17 protein-coding genes and 1 pseudogene are annotated in these 20,759 nt (G+C 36.7%); 10 read left to right on the forward strand and 8 right to left on the reverse strand.

The features are described from left to right. Nucleotides 1–71 precede the first annotated feature (71 nt). On the reverse strand, nt 72–1,280 hold the full coding sequence (locus AC07YC_RS03920) for an MFS transporter (RefSeq protein WP_494918426.1): 1,209 nt from the start codon (nt 1,278–1,280) through the stop codon (nt 72–74). Nucleotides 1,281–1,430: 150 nt separating this feature from the next. Between AC07YC_RS03920 and AC07YC_RS03925 the strand changes: the two genes are divergently transcribed. Next, nucleotides 1,431–1,970: a helix-turn-helix domain-containing protein gene (locus AC07YC_RS03925; protein ID WP_336634644.1), complete on the forward strand. Its 540-nt coding sequence runs from the start codon at nt 1,431–1,433 to the stop codon at nt 1,968–1,970. Nucleotides 1,971–2,071: 101 nt separating this feature from the next. Here the strand turns inward: AC07YC_RS03925 and AC07YC_RS03930 are convergent, their stop codons facing one another. Further along, nucleotides 2,072–2,707 (reverse strand): TetR/AcrR family transcriptional regulator, encoded by a 636-nt coding sequence (locus tag AC07YC_RS03930; RefSeq protein WP_336634643.1) that lies wholly within the window; start codon nt 2,705–2,707, stop codon nt 2,072–2,074. Between the two features lie 166 nt (nt 2,708–2,873). On the opposite strand from AC07YC_RS03930, the gene AC07YC_RS03935 reads away from it, so the two are divergent. Continuing rightward, nucleotides 2,874–4,064, forward strand: coding sequence for a YhgE/Pip domain-containing protein (locus AC07YC_RS03935; RefSeq protein WP_494918427.1), 1,191 nt, complete (start codon nt 2,874–2,876; stop codon nt 4,062–4,064). Between the two features lie 60 nt (nt 4,065–4,124). On the opposite strand, the gene qoxD is transcribed toward AC07YC_RS03935, so the two are convergent. The 4 genes from qoxD to qoxA form a co-directional block, all read right to left on the reverse strand. Next, nucleotides 4,125–4,409, reverse strand: coding sequence for a cytochrome aa3 quinol oxidase subunit IV (gene qoxD, locus AC07YC_RS03940; protein ID WP_008177593.1), 285 nt, complete (start codon nt 4,407–4,409; stop codon nt 4,125–4,127). Between the two features lies 1 nt (nt 4,410). Then, nucleotides 4,411–5,007 carry a cytochrome aa3 quinol oxidase subunit III gene (qoxC, locus tag AC07YC_RS03945; protein ID WP_008177591.1) on the reverse strand — a complete coding sequence of 199 codons (597 nt, stop codon included), beginning with the start codon at nt 5,005–5,007 and terminating at the stop codon, nt 4,411–4,413. Further along, a complete protein-coding gene (gene qoxB / locus AC07YC_RS03950) occupies nt 5,004–6,953 on the reverse strand; it encodes a cytochrome aa3 quinol oxidase subunit I (protein WP_336634642.1) in 1,950 nt (649 codons plus the stop codon). The genes qoxC and qoxB overlap by 4 nt, the downstream gene beginning before the upstream one ends. Before the next feature lie 68 nt (nt 6,954–7,021). Then, entirely contained in the window at nt 7,022–7,900 is an 879-nt protein-coding gene (gene qoxA, locus AC07YC_RS03955) for a cytochrome aa3 quinol oxidase subunit II (RefSeq protein ID WP_036148339.1), read from the reverse strand. A 350-nt stretch (nt 7,901–8,250) separates the two neighbouring features. Between qoxA and pdxR the strand changes: the two genes are divergently transcribed. From pdxR to AC07YC_RS03990, 7 genes and pseudogenes are all read left to right on the forward strand, one after another. Further along, nucleotides 8,251–9,696: a MocR-like pyridoxine biosynthesis transcription factor PdxR gene (gene pdxR / locus AC07YC_RS03960; RefSeq protein ID WP_494918428.1), complete on the forward strand. Its 1,446-nt coding sequence runs from the start codon at nt 8,251–8,253 to the stop codon at nt 9,694–9,696. A 650-nt stretch (nt 9,697–10,346) separates the two neighbouring features. Then, nucleotides 10,347–10,723 (forward strand): annotated as a pseudogene (locus AC07YC_RS03965) (hotdog family protein). A 6-nt stretch (nt 10,724–10,729) separates the two neighbouring features. Continuing rightward, nucleotides 10,730–11,710, forward strand: a complete 981-nt coding sequence (locus AC07YC_RS03970; protein ID WP_494918429.1) for an MBL fold metallo-hydrolase — start codon at nt 10,730–10,732, stop codon at nt 11,708–11,710. Between the two features lie 79 nt (nt 11,711–11,789). Beyond that, complete coding sequence (locus tag AC07YC_RS03975; RefSeq protein WP_336634638.1) at nt 11,790–12,353, forward strand: LysE family translocator; 564 nt, start codon at nt 11,790–11,792, stop codon at nt 12,351–12,353. Between the two features lie 11 nt (nt 12,354–12,364). Then, on the forward strand, nt 12,365–13,144 hold the full coding sequence (locus AC07YC_RS03980) for an AraC family transcriptional regulator (protein ID WP_336634637.1): 780 nt from the start codon (nt 12,365–12,367) through the stop codon (nt 13,142–13,144). Nucleotides 13,145–13,546: 402 nt separating this feature from the next. Further along, a complete protein-coding gene (locus AC07YC_RS03985) occupies nt 13,547–15,079 on the forward strand; it encodes an ATP-binding cassette domain-containing protein (protein WP_494918430.1) in 1,533 nt (510 codons plus the stop codon). A gap of 350 nt (nt 15,080–15,429) precedes the next feature. Continuing rightward, nucleotides 15,430–16,959, forward strand: a complete 1,530-nt coding sequence (locus tag AC07YC_RS03990; protein WP_336634635.1) for a DHA2 family efflux MFS transporter permease subunit — start codon at nt 15,430–15,432, stop codon at nt 16,957–16,959. A 363-nt stretch (nt 16,960–17,322) separates the two neighbouring features. Here the strand turns inward: AC07YC_RS03990 and AC07YC_RS03995 are convergent, their stop codons facing one another. After that, nucleotides 17,323–17,871, reverse strand: coding sequence for a TetR/AcrR family transcriptional regulator (locus AC07YC_RS03995; protein WP_494918431.1), 549 nt, complete (start codon nt 17,869–17,871; stop codon nt 17,323–17,325). A gap of 162 nt (nt 17,872–18,033) precedes the next feature. On the opposite strand from AC07YC_RS03995, the gene AC07YC_RS04000 reads away from it, so the two are divergent. Next, nucleotides 18,034–19,464: a DHA2 family efflux MFS transporter permease subunit gene (locus AC07YC_RS04000; RefSeq protein ID WP_336634633.1), complete on the forward strand. Its 1,431-nt coding sequence runs from the start codon at nt 18,034–18,036 to the stop codon at nt 19,462–19,464. 86 nt (nt 19,465–19,550) lie between these two features. On the opposite strand, the gene AC07YC_RS04005 is transcribed toward AC07YC_RS04000, so the two are convergent. Continuing rightward, the gene (locus AC07YC_RS04005; protein ID WP_336634632.1) at nt 19,551–20,459 is read right to left on the reverse strand and encodes a C40 family peptidase; all 909 of its coding nucleotides are present in this window, start codon (nt 20,457–20,459) and stop codon (nt 19,551–19,553) included. Nucleotides 20,460–20,759: the final 300 nt, after the last annotated feature.

Raw genomic sequence — 20,759 nt, forward strand, 5'->3', positions numbered from 1 at the left:
CTATTTTAGCATCTGAAATCTCTAAATATAGTTTGTCTACAGTCTAAAACACGGTTGAAACACTTCGTACTTTATCTACTAGGAAGAACGCGAATAGTAGCTGATTCCGTCTTTGTTTTAACCTTTAACGTCAGCCCCATAATAACGATGATTATAAATAATAAAGTGAAAAGGGCAACGTCAAATGTATTCGTCATATCCTTGATGACACCAACAAGCATTGGAATGATGCCGCTAATGATATAGCCACCAAATTGAATCATCGCTGTCCATTCACTTGCCTCTTTTGGTGTAGTCGTTGCATCTAAAGGTAAAATCATTGCTAATGGGAATAAGCCACCAGCACCAATGCCCGTTAACATCGCACAGAAAATAGGTGAGATTCCGCCCAACATTAACATCATAATGCCAATAAAGGAGCTTGCAGCACAAAGTAGCATCCAAGGCTTCCTCTTTAAACTATTATTTATTAAGATGGGAATGATAAAGCTACAAATCATTTGCATGACAGAAAAAATAGTGACTGTTGTTGCGGCGTAGGCGTCACTATATCCCATATCCTGTACTTTGGGAGCGAGCCATGTCGCGAGGGAGTAATAAACGCCAGATTGTAAACCAAACATGACCATAAGAAGCCAAACATATCGGTTTCCCCAAGGTAGTCGACTTTTTTGACTTGCAGATTTCTCTAAGGATTCTTGAGATTGCTTAGATTTTTTAATAATAGGAATCCAAACAATAATCCCCATAAGAGCAAATACCGACCATATCGCTAAAGCTGCGTTCCAAGATTGATGAAAAGCATGCATGGCAGGTACAACTAAACCAGCACTTAAAGATGCTCCAATTCCCATGCCGGCAGAATATACACCGATCATCGTAGAAGAATATTTAGGAAATTCCTTTTTGATATAGCCTGAAATCAGTGGACCTGTTATAGCAATACCGATCCCACTCAGAATAGCGGTTGCTAATAAAAATAAAGGGAAAGTCGCCACTAACCGTAAAGCTGTTGATACACCAATTAATAAAACGGATAACCCAATCGTCCATTCGATCCCCCATTTTTCACTTAGCTTGCCTGCCAATGGTGCAAAAATCCCCATACAAAATACGGGGAGTGCCGTTAATAAACTTACAACAACACTCGTCATCTGCAAATCCATTTGTATATTTTTCAATACTGGCGAGATAGATGTTATGGAAGCTCGTAGATTCATAGACAGTATAAACAAAGAAAAAACGCTCCAAATTATCGGAAAGTTTTTTGATTTCGCCATCACTGAAAACACCTCTTTTAGTTATTATTTGATATACTATAGTTAACTTTTAATTTTCGAAAATAAACTATAATTAATCGACTTGTATACTATAATATACTAATTATGCAAAGTCAATAAAAGGGGTGCAATCGATTGCTGGAGGAGAATATGGATTTATCAAGTCAGGTAGGTATGAACTTAAGAGAGATTCGAAAAAACAAAAGAATGAGTCTCGAAGAGCTTGCGAGTATTAGTAATGTCAGTAAGCTAACATTAGGGAAAATTGAACGAGGGGAAACCAATCCAACTGTTAATATCCTGTGGAAAATATGTAGAGGGCTTCATATTCCATTAGTTTCTTTATTATCCTTTGAAGAAAATGTAGAGGTCCATCGTTTTGGCTCAGATTATCAGTTTGCTGGTCATAATAACGACTGGTTTGTCGAACCTTTATTCAAAACAAATGGCACTGAGTGGTATAGAGGTCGACTTGAACCTAATAGTGAATACAGCGAGTGTCACTTAGCAGGCTCAGAGGAAATTGTGCTTGTGTTGAATGGGCAATTGGAGCTAAGGGTAGGAGAGAAAACCCATCTGTTAAACCAATGGGATGTCATTAAATTCAAGGGGGAAGAACTTCACACGTATATCAATCACACAGATGAAAAAGTACATTTAATGCTGTCATTAACGTATACAACCCCATGATTGTCCCAACAGGAGAACAGGGCAGAAGCCTGTCATTTTTCTGTCTTGTTCATTCCTTTACCGTCTTAGGACAACTAGTTCCCACCATATACTATAGAAGATTATGATTTCTTTAGCCCCACATCCTTGTTAAAGCCAGCAGCAAAAAATGGTCCATTTAATGTGATGTTAGATAATATCAAAGCCATTTCTTCTGGAGATTCTTTTCTGTCATGAAGGAGCCATTGCTGCACTACTCCAATATGTGCCGACGCAATATACGATGCTAGATACTCTGCAGGTACTAGTAAATTTTCAGGTTTAAATAGTGAATCTGCGCTTTCAAATAATGTTTTCCACATAAAATCCTTTAATTTTGTTTGAAAAGATAATTCACCATTGTTTCCTAATACGGCTTTCATAAATCGTCTATTTTGATCTAAAAACGTAAATATTAAAACAGCTATATCCATTGATTGAAATTTAGCATTATTCGTATTGAAATCTGCAATTAAATTCGGTAGATTTTCTTTCGCAATTGAAGACATTTCATGCATAATTTCTCTTTGATAGCTATTCATTAGATCAAACTTATCCTGATAATGTGCGTAAAAGGTCCCCCTGTTAATTTTGGCTTTTGTTGTTATATCCTTGACGGTAATGGATTCAAAGCCTTTTTCCTCAATCAAATCAACTAAGGCTCCTTTAATACTTTCCACTGTTCGGATCACACGGAGATCTGTAAAATTCTCTTTCATAAAAACCCCTCCTAAATTTTAACCAACATAACTAATAAATGTGTTCGCTAAACGACACTTACACCTTTTTTGATGATTGAACCTTTCTTTTCCCATGACTATAATTTGAAGTGAAATAAACAACAGGTTGTTCATTATTATAACTTAGAAGGGAGAAGAAAGTGAAATGTTCAAAAATAAATTTGCATGGATTGCACCCATTTTAGCATTCGTCGTTATCTTTATCTTTTCACTAACATTATTTCCATCGGTGCAACCAAAACCGATTAATTTACCGATAGCTATAGTCAATGAGGATCAAGGGATGGAATTGCCTAATCAGCAAACTATTAATATGGGGAACAATATGGTGGAAATGATACAAACTTCATCTCCATCAACCACTAGGAAAGAGTCGGCTGTGAAGTGGGTTGTCGTAAAAAATACGGAAGAAATGCAAAAAGGGTTGAATAATCAAGAATACTACGCGGCATTCGTCATTCCAAAAGATTTCAGTATGAAACAATCCTCTTTACGGACAACTGAACCCTCTTCACCAGAGGTTCAACTCTATATTAATCAAGGAATGAATATGGCCGCTTCAACAATCGCAGGTCAAATACTCAATGGTGTAGTGGATACTATGAACAATAATGTTCGGACACAGCTTCTTGCAGAATTAGGGGCACAGCAAGCAACATTAACGGTTGAACAGGCGGCTAATTTAGTAACACCGATTTCGAAAACAGTCACAAATGTCAATGAAGTCGGGGAAAATACAGCAAATGGCAATGCGCCTGTATCTCTATTCCAACCACTGTGGATGGCATGCATGGCAGGTGCAGCCGTTGTCTTTATTGCAGTAAGCAAATTAAAAAATTACTCTCGTAAAGACCTACTTATCGCAAAGCTTGGTCAGATCCTAATAGGAATGATTGTAGGTCTAGTTGTAGGGTTCGGCCTTACTTGGATAGTAGATGGAATGGTCGGAATCCATATTGCTAATTTCGTGGATACTGCTTTATTTTTATCCATTACAGCATTTAGCTTTTTCTTATTAATCTCTGCTGTCCTTTCTTGGCTTGGAATCAATGGCATAATTCTATTTGTGTTCATCCTATTCTTTGGAGGACCACTGCTGGCGCTAGCACCTGAAATGATGTCATCCTTTTATCGCGATTGGATTTATTCTTGGTTACCCATGCGCTTTATGGTAGAAGGGCTACGAGAACTCTTTTTCTTCGGGAAAGGGCTCACATGGAATGCCTCAATGTCTGCTCTCGTCTGGATGGGAAGTGCTAGTATTGTCTTGATTCTACTTTCAGCTTTAAAAACGAAGTCTGAAAGTACGGATGAGGAAAGTCCTATTACTCACTAAGTGTACTGCCACAAAAAAATCGTCCTTACTTTATACAAGTAAAGGACGATTTTTCTCTATTTAAATATACCCCCAAATCATACATAATAATGTTCCGAAAATGGTAACGAGCGCAATGACTAGCCCATAATAAATATTCGTATAGATGGCTGGTTTATCATTGGTTTCACCAGCATGCATAAAGACAACTAACTGCAAGCCTGCCTGAATAAATGCTGTGACTAAAAGTATCGTCATTGTAATAGGCATTGAGATTTGAAAAAAGTAGACACATGCTGCAATGATGGTAAGGATGATCGACAAGGCAAATCCCATCACCTGTTTTAGTGGGAATAAATCACTCATATCACACCATTCCTTTCAAGTAAATGAAACTGAAGATAAAAATCCAAACCACATCTAAAAAGTGCCAGTATAAGGAGAAGATGAAAGATTTATTGGCTGTTTCAGGTGTTAATCCACGCGTTATTAGTTGGTAGACAATAAATATGCCCCAGAACACACCAAATGTGACATGGGCACCATGCGTTCCTAATGTTGTCAAAAGGGTAGCTGTAAAGGCGCTCGTTTGTAAGCCTGCACCAACATGCACATAATGAATAAACTCATAAACTTCAAACCCAATAAATGCTACACCTAGCAAAAGCGTCAAAATATAAAATGTAATCATCGCTTTCATATAGCCTTTGCGCATAGCGTGTATGCCTAGACCAATGGTAAAGCTACTTGTTAGAAGAATAAATGTTTCAAATAAAACAGGTGTTATTTCAAATATGTCCGCGCCAGTTGGACCTGTTCCCGTGCGATCTACTAGCACAAAATAAGCTGCGAACAGCGTGCCAAAAAGCATGATTTCAGCGCCGATAAATACCCAAAAGCCTAGTATATTCAATTGATTTTGCTGTGTACTATATTCTAAAGGAAGTGATTGATCGATTTTCATGATTGACTACCTCGCAATTTTGATTCCGTTCCTTTCACTTTTTCGACAGGTATATAATGTCCAGGGTCTTTTTCCAATGAACGGTGAGCCATACAAATAAAAATGCCGATAGTTGTAACGATCGTTGGAATCCACATACCAAATACAAATGAGAAGCCCCAAGCAAAGAATATACAGCCTAAAATAAATGGTATACCACTGTTATTTGGCATATGAATGTTTTCGTATTTTTCTGGGAACAAATCATGCTGACGATATTTTGCATCCCATAAAGCTTCAGTTGAAATGACATGCGGTACTTTTGCAAAATTATAGTACGGCACAGGACTTGGTGTAGCCCATTCTAGTGTACGTGCGTCCCATGGATCTGAGCCAATGTTTCTTGGTGCATAACGAATGCTGTAGTATACGTTGTAGACAATTAACAAAAAGCCAATTGTAAGACCAATAGCGCCGACAAAGGAAACCATATTCCACATACCAAAACCTGTAGATGCTGAGTAAGTATACATGCGACGTGCTTGTCCATCTAAACCAGAGAAGAACATCGGCATAAAGGCAAGTAGGGTGCTGATTGCAATAATCCAAGCCGTCACTTTGCCGATTTTTTCATTTAACATAAAGCCAAACATTTTTGGCCAATAGTAATGTAATCCTGCTAGCATGGCAAATACAACACCTGGAATAATGACCATATGGAAGTGAGCTACTAAAAACATTGTATTATGGTATTGGTAGTCAGCTGCTGACATACCTAGCATTACCCCTGTTACGCCACCTATTGTAAAAGTAGGGATAAACAACATGGAATAAAGCATCGGTGTTGTAAAGACAATTTTTCCTTTCCATAAGGTGAATAACCAGTTGAATATTTTCACCCCAGTCGGTACAGCAATAGCCATCGTTGTTATTGAAAAAATACTATTTGTTAAAGCGCCTTGCCCCATTGTAAAGAAATGATGGGTCCATACTAAAAACGAGAGGAAGGAGATAATCACCATGGAGCCGACCATTGATTTATAGCCGTAGAGATTACGTCCAGAGAAGGTCGAAATAATCTCACTGTACAGCCCAAAGGCAGGTAATATGAGGATATAAACCTCAGGATGTCCCCAAACCCAGAAGAAATTGGCCCATAGCATATCCATACCACCATTAGATGTTGTGAAGAAGTTCGTAGCAAATAGGCGGTCGAATGTTCCCATGACAAGGGCAACCGTTAATACCGGAAAGGCAAAAACGATAATTACGTTTGCGACTAATGAAGACCACGTAAACATAGGCATTTTCATTAATGTCATTCCTGGAGCTCGCATTTTGAGAATGGTAACAATCATATTAATACCAGTAATTAATGTACCTAACCCTGAAATTTGTAGAGCAAACAAGTAATAGTTGACCCCTACAGATTGACTAAATTCATTACTAGCAAGAGGGAAATAATTCGTCCAGCCAGCATCAGGTGAACCGCCAATAACAAAGGAAATATTTAAGAGCATAGCTCCCATAAAAAATAGCCAAAAGCTTAGTGCATTCAAACGTGGGAAGGCCACGTCTCTTGCGCCGATTTGAAGCGGCACAATGTAATTCATAAAGGCCATAATAAACGGCATCGCCATAAAGATAATCATGACTGTTCCGTGTGTCGTAAATATTTCATTATAATGCTGGGCATCTAGTAATTTATTATCTGGTACGGCCATTTGTGCTCGCATCATAATAGCATCCGCACCACCACGGAATAGCATGAGAATGGCTGAAATTAAATACATAATACCAATGCGTTTATGGTCCACTGTTGTTAACCATTCCCGCCAAAGATAACCCCACTTTTTAAAATAAGTTAATGCTACAATAATCGCTATAACCGTTAGACCAATAGCGACCATAGATGCATAAATAGCTGGGCTTGGATGGGGTATAGCAAAACGTTCAAAGTAATCCATCTGACTATGTCTCCTTTCGACATAAACCTTATCGTAAACTAGTTTCGTTTGAGAAATTCAAGATTGATTTATTGAGAGGCATGATCTTTTACGTGTGAAGAGCCATGCTGATGTCCGCCATGTTCACCCTCAGGTGCTGGTAGAAACGTTAAATGCGTTCCATTGAATGTGGACTGTCCCACATGACCGGGTTCTAATAACGTATTAAATTTTTCCTCTGTTAATAAATCTGCTGTTTCTTTTACTTCCTTCACCCATGCATCAAATTCATCATGAGTCACCGCTGTAACGTTAAACGTATTTTCCGCGAATCCTTTACCATTAAAGTTTGCATTTCTTCCCATAAACTCTCCGGGCATATCCGCAGCCAAATGCAAGGTATTCACCATATCGGCCATCGCATATTTTTGACCCCCAAGCTGAGGAATCCAGAAGCTAGTAATCGGTCCATACGAATAAAGCTTGAATTCGATTGGACGCTCTGCAGGAATATACAAATAATTTACGGTTTCAATATCTTCTTCTGGATAACTAAAATGCCATTTCCAGTTAGATGTTGAAGCATAAATAACCAATGGCTTTTCATCTTTGTATTTTTCCGGTGTCGATTCCACCTTGTAGTTACTTTGAACTGAAATAATAGACATGTACGCAACAATTAACACAGGGATACCTACACAAATTACTTCAACCATTGTGCTCCCTTTAATATGGGGAGGCTTATAGTCGGGACTTTGCTTGGAAGCACGAAATTTCATTAACATATAAGCTAAAATCACAAAAACGACTAGTACGATAAAGGACATAATCCCTATCGAAAGCATAATATCTTTGGCTTGTACTTGAGCTTGAGGACCTTTTGGATCTAATACTAAAAGCGGGTCACAACCGGTTAACATAGTGACAATAGTGAAAAGACCAATTAATCTGAGCCAACTTTTTTTCATAAACAAACCCCTTTAACTGATTCTTTGAGTGGCTATCGGTTACTATAGGTTTGTATGGATTTTGATTCACAATTGATTTTTATCATAGTGGTACATACTTTGAAAGACAAGGCGTTTTGCAAGATAACACAGAACGTTCTAAAACTAAGAAAGTAATTTTAGTATAATAATATCGAGAGGGATAAGCGTCAAGTAAGGGTTTTCATAGATTTCTATGGACTAAAATTAAAAATGGATGGCGAAAGTAATAAGGAAGTGGATGGTTATTTATCGTTAACATTATATTACGATTGACTTTTTAGCTTTTCAAACAAAGCTAGAAGAAAGAGGCCATATAGAGGTGAGATTAGATGAATTGGAAACCAGATCGACATGCAAAAAAAGCTATCTATAAACAGCTCGCAGAATATATTGAAAAGGGGATTGCAGACGGAACATTTCCGCCCGATAAACCATTACCATCAGAGCGATATTTAGCGAATACTTTACAGGTTAATAGAAGTACAGTTGTTAGTGCCTATGATGAATTAGAAGCAATGGGACTCATTGAACGCAATAGAGGAAGCGGTACAACCATTAGCAAAGATATTTGGGGAATCACACGAAAGAGAATTCCGAGCTGGAATCGATATATTGAGGCAGGCTCCTTTTTACCGAATCTACCGGTTACGCAAAAAATAAGAAAAGAGGCAGTGGAACACAAACTCATCAATTTAGCGACCGGAGAATTATCGGAGGATCTTTTTCCTAAAAGCGCCTTAAGGGAGATTACAGCAACACGATCTTTCATTGGTAGTCTTGGATATGATCACCCACAAGGAAGTGAGATTCTACGAACGACCCTTACAAATCATATTAAAACTAGCAGAGGAATTGATACAAAGCCATCTTCCATCCTCATTACTTCTGGAGCTCAACAGGCGTTACATTTGATTGTCCAATGTCTGTTAAAGCCTGGTGATGCTGTCGCGATTGAAGATCCTTCGTATAACTTCAATTTACCTATTTTTAAATCGGCTGGTTTAAAAATCCATTATCTTCCTGTTCATAAGGATGGCATTAATCCGGATGATTTGCAAGCACTATATAAAAAGCATCGAATTAAAATGATATTTTTAAACCCAGATTTTCATAATCCAACAGGCTCTTCATTAGCTATAAAGAAAAGAGAGGCTATTCTAGAAATATCGTCCAAGCTAGGCATTCCAGTAGTAGAAGATGACCCCTATAGCTTAACAGCTTTTTCAGGTGAGAAAAGACCAACATTAAAATCATTAGATAAAAACGGAAATGTATTATACATTAGCTCCTTGTCTAAAATTGTAGCTTCGGGTTTACGAATTGGCTGGATTATTGGTCCCACATCGGTTATTGAAAGACTATCCGACGCCAAGCAACAAATTGATTTTGGCCACTCCAGCTTCACGCAATGGATAGCAAATGATTTTTTAGAGTCAGCCAATTTTAACTTGCATATGAAACATTTAGTGAAAGAATTGGAAAGACGTCGAGATACAATTGTCCAAAGTCTCCAAACGTATTTAAAGGATCAGGTGACATTTTTCGCGCCACAGGGTGGCATTCATATTTGGTGCCAAGTACAGATGGAAGATTATAATGAAACACAATTACTAGAAGAATCTATTAAACGTGGAGTCATCTATGTGCCTGGCTCGACTATGGGTTCACAAAAGGGATTTGTCCGTTTTACGTACGGCAGAGAAGATACTCGGTCCATCGATGAAGGAATCAAAAGGTTTGCACAAGCACTGCATTACCTAAATGGAAAAAGATGAGTTTTTGTCAATTATAGACAAGTGGATGGTTAAATTAACACTAATGTGGATGGTTAAAAAAGTAGGGAAAGTATTTATGATAGAAACATGGATAACCAACATCCATCAAAGCTATCGACAATCATGGACGTGTGGATCGATTCACAATTATTCGCACAAGTAATGAAATCTGTAAATAGGGAAGGTGATAGGGAAACCTTGACAGCAATGCCGAGGATATTAGGGACGAGGTAGGTCACTAATGCTAGTAGGTTCATGCGCCACAGAGGTTTTTACGAAAAAATGCTAAAAGCCCACTTTTAATAAAGAGGTTATAACATTCACAACACCTATCGTTAATATTATTTAAAAGCTTTACCTGTTCGAACAGTCTCATTTTTAGCTTTAGCTGCCGATGAAAAAAATCAAGGCAGTCACTACTTATTATATTTTATTGCCCACGAGGATATATAAGGGATTTAGGCACTCCTTATATACTTTAATCAAATCTAGTTAAAAACATTAAGTAGCCACCTAGCTCCGCACTACCATCAGCGCGCTAGGTGGCTACTTTTATAGAAAAGATAGGGAAAATAGTTGAGTAATCCATCAATAAGTTTTAATATTCTGATTATAATAGCTTTTTGATTACTTCGCTAAGGGGGATGATGGTGGTATTACAAATAGGGGAAAAAATAACATTTGAACGTACTTTTACAAAGGAAGATGTAGAATTATTTACGAAGGTTTCTAAAGATGAAGGGGTTCATCATATAACGCCTGACGAACAAGGGCGGTTTATTGTGCAGGGGCTACTAACAGCCACACTTCCTACAAAAGTGGGGGGAGACTATATGTGCTAGCTCGTAACATGAATTTCGAGTTTTTACGTCCAGTTTTTAGCGAGGATACGATTCGTTGCGACGTCATCATCGAGCAATTTGAACGAGATGAAAAAAATCGAACAGCCATTACAGCAATATTTACATGCATCAATCAATTGGACAAAGAGGTATTAAAGGGGAGTTTTTCAGGTATTATTTTATAAATCAAAGTGGGGGTATATATGAAAGGTACTGAGATTCTTTTTTTCGAACGTCCATTTCCCAGTGCGAATAGTATGGTTCTTCGAGATGATCAATCATTTTTAGTAGATACTGGATTTGGCAGCGATATTGTGCGAACCGAGCAGCTTCTAACATCTGCAGGGATTTTACCAGCACAATTAAACGGCATTATTAATACCCATTATCATAGTGATCATGTTGGAGGAAATCATTACTTTCAACAGCAGTATGAAATACCCGTTGCTGCACATCTTTGGGAAGGTGAAATGGTGAATCAATGTGATTTAGAGTCCTGTAGTGCACATTTTTTAGATCAACCCGTGGAACAATATACCGTTCAGCAATTACTAGTAGATGAACAGCAAATACTAACGGGGCAAAGTGCTTTCCAAGTTTTACATACACCAGGACATACATTGGGTCATATTGCATTATACGAGCCAAAACAGGAAATTTTAATATGTGGAGATTTATTTCATTATAATGATGTGGGATGGCTGAATATATTTAGAGAAGGGACAAACAGTATACGACGTTCCATTGAAAGTTTAGATCGACTCGCTACCCTTTCTATCAAAAAAGCATATCCTGGTCATGGCCCGGCTATCGAAGAACCTTCCATCATGATAGACAAAGCAAGAGAAAGACTTGAAAAATGGATAGAGTCTCCTGAAAAGATGGCTTGGCATGCCTGTAAGAGAATTTTTTCATTTACGCTGATGATAAAAAATGGACTAAAGAGTAGAGAAATCACTCCTTATCTACTAGGCTGCAGTTGGTTTTACGATTTTGCTGTCCACTCTTTCCGTTTAAAACCCGAGGAATTTGTACAACCCTTGTTAGATGAAATGATTCGATCAAAAGCCGCAGCATGGCATCAAGACATATTAATGGCAACAGCACCATTTGAAGCACCCCATCAAAAATGGATAGAAAAGGATTGGAAACCAAGGAATTGGACAAAGTGAATGTGCAATTTTGTACTATAATGATTTTAATAATAGATGTAATAATTCAAAGAGATAAACTTGAAAGGAAGTTTGCTTCATGGATATTACATCTTTTTTATTGTACTGTTTTATTATTACGGCTACACCAGGACCGACAAATGTGATTATTTTATCAACGACACAACATTACGGTATTAAAAAGGGCTTACATTTTTCTTATGGTTCTACTTTTGCGTTTTTTATTTTATTAGCATTATCAGCTTTTCTAAATTCATTGTTTTCAACTTTGGTCCCAAAAGTTTTGCTAATGATGCAAATACTAGGAACAGCTTATATGCTTTATCTAGCTTATCATATTTCGAGTGATGCTACTAATCAAGTAGGAAACTTCAAATCAGGGTTTTTCATGCAATTTTTAAACCCTAAAGTCGTATTATTTACAATGACAGTTATTCCAAGCTTTGTGTTACCCTACTATGAATCGTTTTTCGCGATATTCGTAAGTGTATTCGCCATTACCCTCATCGGATTAATAGCCTTCTTATTATGGGTATTGTTTGGAGCTATCTTTCAACAATTTTTACAACAACATAAAAAAGTCGTCAATGCTTTCATGGCATGCTGTTTAATATACGCAGCCATCATGATTTGGATTGAATAGAGGTGAAAGGAATGCAGCAATTTACTTATAAAAAAATGGATGGAATTACAGCATTGAAGGCAAGCTTTACTGATTTTAAGGATAAAAAGCATGCTCATCAGGAATATGCATTCGGGGTAACATTAAAAGGTATCCAGCATTATCATCTAGATGGAAGTTTACAGCTTTCACACCAAAATGGCGTTATGCTTTTTAATCCTGAACAAGTGCATGACGGAATGGCTTATAATCGTGAAGGACTCGAATATGTAATGCTTTACGTAGAGCCATCTTTATTTTTAGAGGCTATTCAAAAAAGAGAAATCATTAGCTTTGACAAACCTATTATCTATAACAATAGTATAAAGAACCATATACTAAAACTGTCGCATGCCATTTTAACAGAAGAAAATTCAGCATTATGTCATGAGTTGTTTTTACATTTATCAGATGGCTTAGTAGATCAAGATTTTAGTTTATCGATGAAAATGGATAGTATTATGATTAAAAAAGCGAAAGAGATCATCCATTCACATGTAGAAAATATACTCAAAATCGAAGATATATGCCAGGAGCTACAATTAACAACATTCCAATTCATTCGTCTTTTTAAAAAGCACACTGGGATTACGCCTTATCAATATTTCTTGAACTGTAAAGTCGAACGAGCTAAATCCATTATTGAACAAACAGGTGATATTTATGCGGGAGTTGCACAATGTGGATTTGTTGATTTACCCCATTTGAATAAACATTTTAAAAGTATTTTTGGTATTACAGCATTTGACTATTTATCCATTGTTAAAAACTGAGAGTAAAATGAATGAAATTGACAATAAATAGAATTTTATGTTAAAGTAGAGTTACTTAAATTGATCGGAGGGTGAAAAGATGAGCCATTGTTTATTTATTCGAAAACATTATTTCAATATAAATAAACAAGAAGCCATTCTTCACCTATCATATTTTGAAATTACTACTCTATGACGGTTTATGCTCATTCAAAAAATGTCTTGTACGGAGACGCGTTTTGAACATTTGTTAAATCAACATAAACGATCAAACGGTTGTCACAGATAAAATGACTGGACACCCATATGCCTTGATACATAGGGAAACTATTTTCATTGTGCAAGATGCTTCTGTTTATAAACAGAGGCATCTTTTTTGTTTTTATCAAAAGTCGGGGTGATGCATATGAACAACTAAAAGGAATGATTACGGAAGAATTAATGAAGGGAGCATTCATCATGATTGAAATTCAACATCTAACCATCAGAACAATTAAAGACAACCGGACGTTGATCGATCAATTCCAGCTAAGTATTCAAAAAGGCGACAAAATTGTCATTATAGGTGAGGAGGGAAATGGCAAAAGTACATTATTAAAATGTATTTATAACGAAAAATTAATGACTGATTATTGTACGTTTGAAGGAAAAATTCATAAGGACGGCTACTTATTAGGTTATCTTTCACAGGAGCTATCGGCACAGGAAGATTTGTTAACGATCACTGAATTATTTTTAGATAATAGTTGGAATAAGGATTTGTTAATGGCCATGGATGATTTTAATATCCAATCCTTAGTTTCAGATCAATCGATTAGTGATTTCTCAGGGGGGGAACGATTTAAATATCGTTTTTTAAAATTACTCGCCATGAATCCTGATGTTCTGTTACTGGATGAACCGACAAACGATTTAGATATAGGCACAATAGATTGGCTAGAAGCCTATATGCAGCAAACTACGATTCCCATCATATTTGTATCGCATGATGAAACATTTATAAAAAATACGGCGAATGCTATTATTCATATCGAGCTTACCAATCGCAAGCAAATACCCAAATATACATTTTCAAGAGAGCCCTATGAAACATATTTGGCACATCGGGAAAACGATTTACTCAAACAAGAGCAGGTTGCGAGGAAGCAAGCAGCCGATTATAAAAAACAGATGGAAAAGTGGCATGATGTTTGGAATAAAGCAGAGCATCAGCATCAAAATGTAGCTCGCTCGGACCCGAGATTACAGAAGAAAGTAAAATCATTAAAACATCAAAAGCAGCGAATGGACAGAGCTACAGAGAATTTTTTCGAGATTCCAACTGTAGAGGAAGCAAGCGAATTCCGATTCGATTCCTCAATCCATATACACCGCCATAAAAAAATTCTAGAGCTATCATTGGAAACGCTTGAAATAGCAAACAAACAGCTTTCCCAAAATATAAACTTATCGATCATTGGACCAGAAAAGGTTGCGATTATTGGCGAAAATGGGGTAGGGAAATCAACCTTGCTAAAAAGGATATTGGACACATTGAAGGACCGTTCTTCATTAAAAATAGGCTATATGCCGCAAAATTACGAGGAGTTATTGGACCCAAATCACACACCTATTCGTTTTTTAGAAAGAACAGGTGATAAGGAAGCGATGACGAAAGCTTTTACTCATTTGGGGAGCATGAAATTTACGAGCCATGAAATGCAGCAAAAGATTGGCCAGTTAAGTGGTGGTCAGAAGGCTAAGCTGCTTTTGTTAAAGATGATTATGGACGGTTGTGAGCTATTAATATTGGATGAACCAACGAGAAACTTTAGTCCTTTGACAACGCCAGTGCTGTGTCATGCATTAGCCCAATATGGTGGAGCCATTATTAGTGTTTCGCATGACCGCCGATACTTAAAGGAAGTTGTATCAACCATTTACGAATTAACGAATGATGGGTTAATCAAGAAATAAGCAATAAAAAAAGTCGATTCTCTGTAAGAAAAGAATCGACTTTTTTCAAAAAATATATGTAGAACACATTGAAATCAATAATGGCTTATGGTAAATTTATAGAGATAGACGTTGTATAATTAACTTACCACGTACTTTCCCTATTTTAATTATACAATATACTCTATTCTTTCGTCAACAGTTTTATTACTTAGTTTTTAAAGGGGTGGTTGCTATGAAATCAGCAAAGGCACTACAACAGATGGGAGGAAAAAACTACTCAGCTCATTGACGAAGAAATTCAGACCTAAAAAGACAATCGAAATTCTCAAGAAAATGAAAAAGATAAAAGAAAGTAGGATTGATACTACATGTCGGAGAATACCATTTCTGTCGAGACTAAAGCGCCATACGGCATGATTGCCATTTTATTTATCGGGGCATTTGTGGCAATTTTAAATGAAACATTATTAAACATTGCTCTCCCAGCCATTATGACGGAATTTGACGTAAATGCTACTGCCGTACAATGGCTTTCCACAGGCTATATGTTGATTAACGGTATTTTAATACCAGCAAGTGCGTTCTTTATTCAACGTTTTACGGATAAAAAGCTATTTATTACCGCAATGGCCTTATTTACACTAGGTACATTCCTAGCAAGTATTGCACCATCATTCGGTGTATTATTAGCGGCACGTATGATACAAGCTGCAGGCTCAGCTATAATGATGCCTTTACTAATGAATGTTATGCTTACCGCATTCCCAGTTGAAAAACGAGGCGCAGCGATGGGGATGTTTGGTCTCGTGATGATTACTGCTCCAGCAATTGGACCTACGCTTTCCGGCTGGATCATTGAACATTATAGCTGGAGAATGTTATTTGATATTGTTCTACCAATAGCTATTTTGACATTAATCTTTGCTGCCTTTAAATTGAAGGATGTGACACCACAACGTGCCATTAAGCTTGATGTGCTATCACTCATACTATCGAGTATCGGCTTCGGCGGACTGCTTTACGGCTTTAGTTCGGCAGGGGAAAAGGGTTGGGACAATATACTTGTCTACGGAACAATCATTATCGGAACGATTGCTTTAATTACCTTTGTGCTTCGTCAATTTCGTATGGATGAACCAATGCTTGAGTTTCGTATTTTCAAATATCCTATGTTTGCCTTATCATCGGCAATTTCCATCGTCATTGCGGTGGCTATGTTCTCCGCAATGATTTTAATGCCTATATATGTACAAACGATTCGTGGTATTTCACCAATGGATTCAGGCTTATTAATGCTACCAGGTGCGATTGTGATGGGGATCATGTCGCCAATTACCGGGAAGCTCTTTGATAAATATGGCGCAAGAAGCTTAGCCGTCTTTGGATTAATTATCACGATTGTCACTTCTTATTACTTTAGTAAAATAAGTATGGATACGGCTTATTCGACACTTGTTCTGCTATATACATTACGTATGTTTGGAATGTCGATGGTTATGATGCCCGTTATGACAAATGGTCTGAATCAGCTACCAGCCCATAATAATCCACACGGAACAGCAATGAATAATACGCTTCAGCAAGTCTCCGGTGCGATTGGATCAGCTGTATTGATTACAGTTATGAACAATAAAACAACTGCTAAAGCTGAAGAAATAGCGGCTAATGCCATGAATAATATGAGTGCCAATGCACAGACATCTACACAGGGTGCCGCTGAACTAAAACAACAAATCATGAATGAAGCCATGCTCCATGGTATCAATTACACCTTCTTTATTTCAACTTTGATTGCGGTGATCGCACTCATTCTTGCATTCTTTATTAAAAGAGTTAAACCACATCAAGAAAATATGATACCTAATGAGGATGCTGAAAAACAAGTAGAAGTGAAATAAGTAGGGAAACAGGTGTTGCATATAGTAGCAACATCTGTTTTTTAGTTTTAAGACGATTAAAAATCTGTTAGCTTTAAGTCTGCCTATAATGAGTGTACATGGTTAAAAATAGACAGTAAACATCAAGCAACAAATGGGAGAGGGCATGAAAAAATTAATGAGCTTATGATTAAAGAAATAGGTAATATCAAATGGGAAGATGGCAAAATAGACTTATTGGGCTATCTTTATTAAGCTCAGTCCCTTACTAAAATAATACAACTTTAAAAGTCTTGGTACTGAAGCAGATGTAACAAGACTTTTTTGTAAACTCTGGCGTTCAATTTAATTGATCAAACGTTTTTTAAACATCGTTTACAAAAATTATCGATATAACGCAATCATTTGATTGGCGATATACTCTGAACTAAAATGAATGCCATCTTTGAGCCACCACATTATGATGCCTAGTATCGACGAGGCGAGTATATCCATGGAAAGGGTTATTTCTGCTGGTTCCAAACATTCTCTTTCACGCTTAATCACTATCATGTCTTTTAACATTCTATGGAATTTCCTTTTGAAGCCAGGATGTTCAAAAAGCACAGCTAAAATTTTTCGATGCTTATAAAAATAATCTAAAAAGGCCATCAATTTTTCTTGATTATTTAAATTGTCGATTTGTAAAGTAGGCGAAATTTTCAACGACAGGTCGTCAAAAATATCGTACACAACTTGCTTTAATAAATCATTGATATCTATAAAATGCAAATAAAAGGTAGCACGATTTAGCTCAGCACGCTGGGCTATTTTTTGTACGGTTAGTTTTGTAATGTCTGGGTCTTCAATTAATATTTCTACTACAGCCTCTTTAAACACTCGTTTAGACCGAATAGCTCGGGGATCTTGCTTCTTCTGTGACGTCAATGTCATTCTCCTTTATCTATTAAATTCTATTTTATTAATAGTTTTAATAAATCTGTTGTTTAATTAACACTTCTTGAAACATTGTAAATAGGCATCAAAAAATAAAAATGTTATTATCTATTTTATTGACAGTGTGTTAATAAAACAAGTAGAAAGAGGAATTTTAGCATGTCGGAATTGATCAATAAAAAAGTGTTGTTAACCGTCTTAATTTTAGGCTGTTTTTTATCGACACTAAATCAAACATTGTTGAATGTAGCGTTGAGTAATTTGATGGAAGTATTTTCAGTTTCAGCTACAACTGTACAGTGGTTATCTACTGGCTTTATGTTAGTGAACGGAGTATTAGTCCCCATTACAGCATACTTAATGAAACGTTTTTCTACACGCCAATTATTTATTAGCTCCATGCTATTTTTATTAATTGGTTCGATTTTTTGTGCATGGGCACCGAACTTCGCGATGTTGTTAATAGGACGTATGGTTCAAGCGGTTGGCGCAGGAATTATTATGCCACTGCTAATGAGTATCGTCATGTTTATTTTCCCACCTGAAAAAAGAGGCAGTATGATGGGGTTAATAGGACTCGCGATGATTTTCGCACCGGCAATTGCCCCCACATTAGCAGGTTTTATTATTGATTATTATTCATGGCGCTGGTTATTTATCGGCCTTATCCCATTGGTGATCATCATCATTTTATTAGCCGTAAAATACTTGATAAATGTCTCAGAAACAGCCAAAACAAAATTAGATGTAGTGAGTGTACTATTATCAACTATTGGTTTTGGTTTAATTTTATATGGATTTAGTAATGCAGGTAGCCATGGTTGGGCTGATAAGGTGGTCATCAGTACGATTTCTATAGGGATCGTAACCATTGCGACTTTTTGTTTAAGACAAATCAAATCCAATGATCCGCTTCTCAATTTATCCGTATTTCAAAATAAAGTATTTACGTTAACATCCATCATCAATATGATTGTCACAATGATGATGTATGCAGATATGATTTTATTACCAATCTATTTACAAAATGGGAGAGGATTTACGGCATTAGACGCAGGTTTATTATTACTACCTGGTGCACTTGTAAATGCCTTTATGTCTCCCATTACAGGAAAAATGTATGACTGCTATGGGGCGAAGCCGTTGTTTATCATTGGTTTAATTTTCATCATACCTTCGATGTGGATTGTTACAGATTTATCAGAAACTACTTCTTTTACATTTTTAATGATCCGTACCATTTTCCTACGTATAGGTTTGAGCTTTATTACGATGCCTTTGAACACAGCGGGTTTAAATGCCCTGCCGAAAACACTTGTCACACATGGTACCGCAGTTAATAATACGTTACGTCAAATTTCGGGTGCCATAGGAGCAGCTGTAGTCATCACCATTTTTACAGCACAAACGACAAGTCACGCGAAAAGCTTGCTTGTGGAAACACCCAATGCTACAGCTGAAATGGTTCATACACTAGCGTCCATCTTAGGCTCCAGTGATGCCTATTATTTCATGACCATCTTAGCGATTATCGCATTTATTTTAACGCTTTTTGTTCCCTCTAAAAAAATGATGCAACAAAACAGTTAGACAGGCTGTGCGATGCGGTCGAGCGGGGAAGGGGAGCTTGAAATTAAAAAAAATGGCGTTTCATCTATGTGAGACGCCATTTCATGTTATTGAGTTACTCGTTGGATAAAAGCATCTAAATGTTCGATTGTCACATTATCGTTCACACCAAATAAATTGTCACCTTTGCCTACCGTAATTTTATTGGAGGCAAGGATAGATACATAGCTGTTAGCCCAATGTGATCCTGGAACATCTACAAAATTTTCTGTTGCTCCTTGTTGTTTTAAATGGAATGCTTCTACTAACACTTTTGATAATTGACCGCGTGTAATGGGTGAACCCGGATTAAATTTCCCGTTTTCATCACCAGTAAATACACCGATCTTTTTGAGGGCTTCAGCAGCACCAGCGTATTTAGAACCTGGCTTAACATCAGGAAAACTTGAATTTGTATGACTAGTATCTAATTGTAGCTTCTTAGCTAATTTAAGAGCGACTTCTCCACGTGATGAATAAATAGTAAAGTCTATTTCAGCGTCTTTTACCTCTCCATAATCAGAGAAGCTTGCAACACGTTTTGCCCCCACGTAACGAGAGCCCCAATAATAGGGGTCATTGATTTTATCAATTTTAACCCCTGAACTTGTAGTAGCCGAAATAAAATTGCTGTCACCTATGTAAATGCCAACGTGTGATACACCGCTTCCCGAAGTATTAAAAAATACGAGATCGCCAGTCTTTAAATTGTCTTTAGCAATAGAAGTACCTTGTTGATATTGAGCAGTTGATGTACGTTCTAATGAAATACCTAACTTAGAAAATACTAATTGTGTATAGGCAGAACAATCAACACCTGTTCTAATATCTGTACCTCCGTATTTATAAGGAGCCCCAATATATGCTTTTGCTGTATTTGTTATATCTGTATATGTAGCTGCTTGCGCATCGTGAATACCTATTCCTGTAAAAAACATAAAAGATGCAAAAATTGGTAGTAATATTCTTTTCTTCAATTAATCCTTACCCCTTTCAAAAAGCAATCGCTTTTGAACTAAAGTAAGAATATCATGAAACGGTTAGGAGTTATTTTTCAATAATATTACTGATTAACACTTTCCTATGATTCTGACATATTATTTTTAATTGTGTAATGTATCTGCAATAATAATGGTCAATTTTACTAAAAATATATGAATTAATTGGATATTAAGGGATATTAGAGCTATTAATTATATTTATGCTAAATGTAGATGCATTCAATCATCTATATCTCTTGCTAGAAATAAGATTAAAGTTGTTTAATTCTTACTCAA

This window comes from Lysinibacillus sp. GW247-5R2A, assembly GCF_059424475.1.

Excerpts from the sequence above, each read along its gene's own strand:
- AC07YC_RS03920 (WP_494918426.1), bottom strand. The coding sequence starts at position 1,280 with ATGGCGAAATCAAAAAACTTTCCGATAATTTGGAGCGTTTTTTCTTTG.
- AC07YC_RS03925 (WP_336634644.1), top strand. The coding sequence starts at position 1,431 with ATGGATTTATCAAGTCAGGTAGGTATGAACTTAAGAGAGATTCGAAAA.
- AC07YC_RS03930 (WP_336634643.1), bottom strand. The coding sequence starts at position 2,707 with ATGAAAGAGAATTTTACAGATCTCCGTGTGATCCGAACAGTGGAAAGT.
- AC07YC_RS03935 (WP_494918427.1), top strand. The coding sequence starts at position 2,874 with ATGTTCAAAAATAAATTTGCATGGATTGCACCCATTTTAGCATTCGTC.
- qoxD (WP_008177593.1), bottom strand. The coding sequence starts at position 4,409 with ATGAGTGATTTATTCCCACTAAAACAGGTGATGGGATTTGCCTTGTCG.
- qoxC (WP_008177591.1), bottom strand. The coding sequence starts at position 5,007 with ATGAAAATCGATCAATCACTTCCTTTAGAATATAGTACACAGCAAAAT.
- qoxB (WP_336634642.1), bottom strand. The coding sequence starts at position 6,953 with ATGGATTACTTTGAACGTTTTGCTATACCCCATCCAAGCCCAGCTATT.
- qoxA (WP_036148339.1), bottom strand. The coding sequence starts at position 7,900 with ATGAAAAAAAGTTGGCTCAGATTAATTGGTCTTTTCACTATTGTCACT.
- pdxR (WP_494918428.1), top strand. The coding sequence starts at position 8,251 with ATGAATTGGAAACCAGATCGACATGCAAAAAAAGCTATCTATAAACAG.
- AC07YC_RS03975 (WP_336634638.1), top strand. The coding sequence starts at position 11,790 with ATGGATATTACATCTTTTTTATTGTACTGTTTTATTATTACGGCTACA.
- AC07YC_RS03980 (WP_336634637.1), top strand. The coding sequence starts at position 12,365 with ATGCAGCAATTTACTTATAAAAAAATGGATGGAATTACAGCATTGAAG.
- AC07YC_RS03985 (WP_494918430.1), top strand. The coding sequence starts at position 13,547 with ATGATTACGGAAGAATTAATGAAGGGAGCATTCATCATGATTGAAATT.
- AC07YC_RS03990 (WP_336634635.1), top strand. The coding sequence starts at position 15,430 with ATGTCGGAGAATACCATTTCTGTCGAGACTAAAGCGCCATACGGCATG.
- AC07YC_RS03995 (WP_494918431.1), bottom strand. The coding sequence starts at position 17,871 with ATGACATTGACGTCACAGAAGAAGCAAGATCCCCGAGCTATTCGGTCT.
- AC07YC_RS04000 (WP_336634633.1), top strand. The coding sequence starts at position 18,034 with ATGTCGGAATTGATCAATAAAAAAGTGTTGTTAACCGTCTTAATTTTA.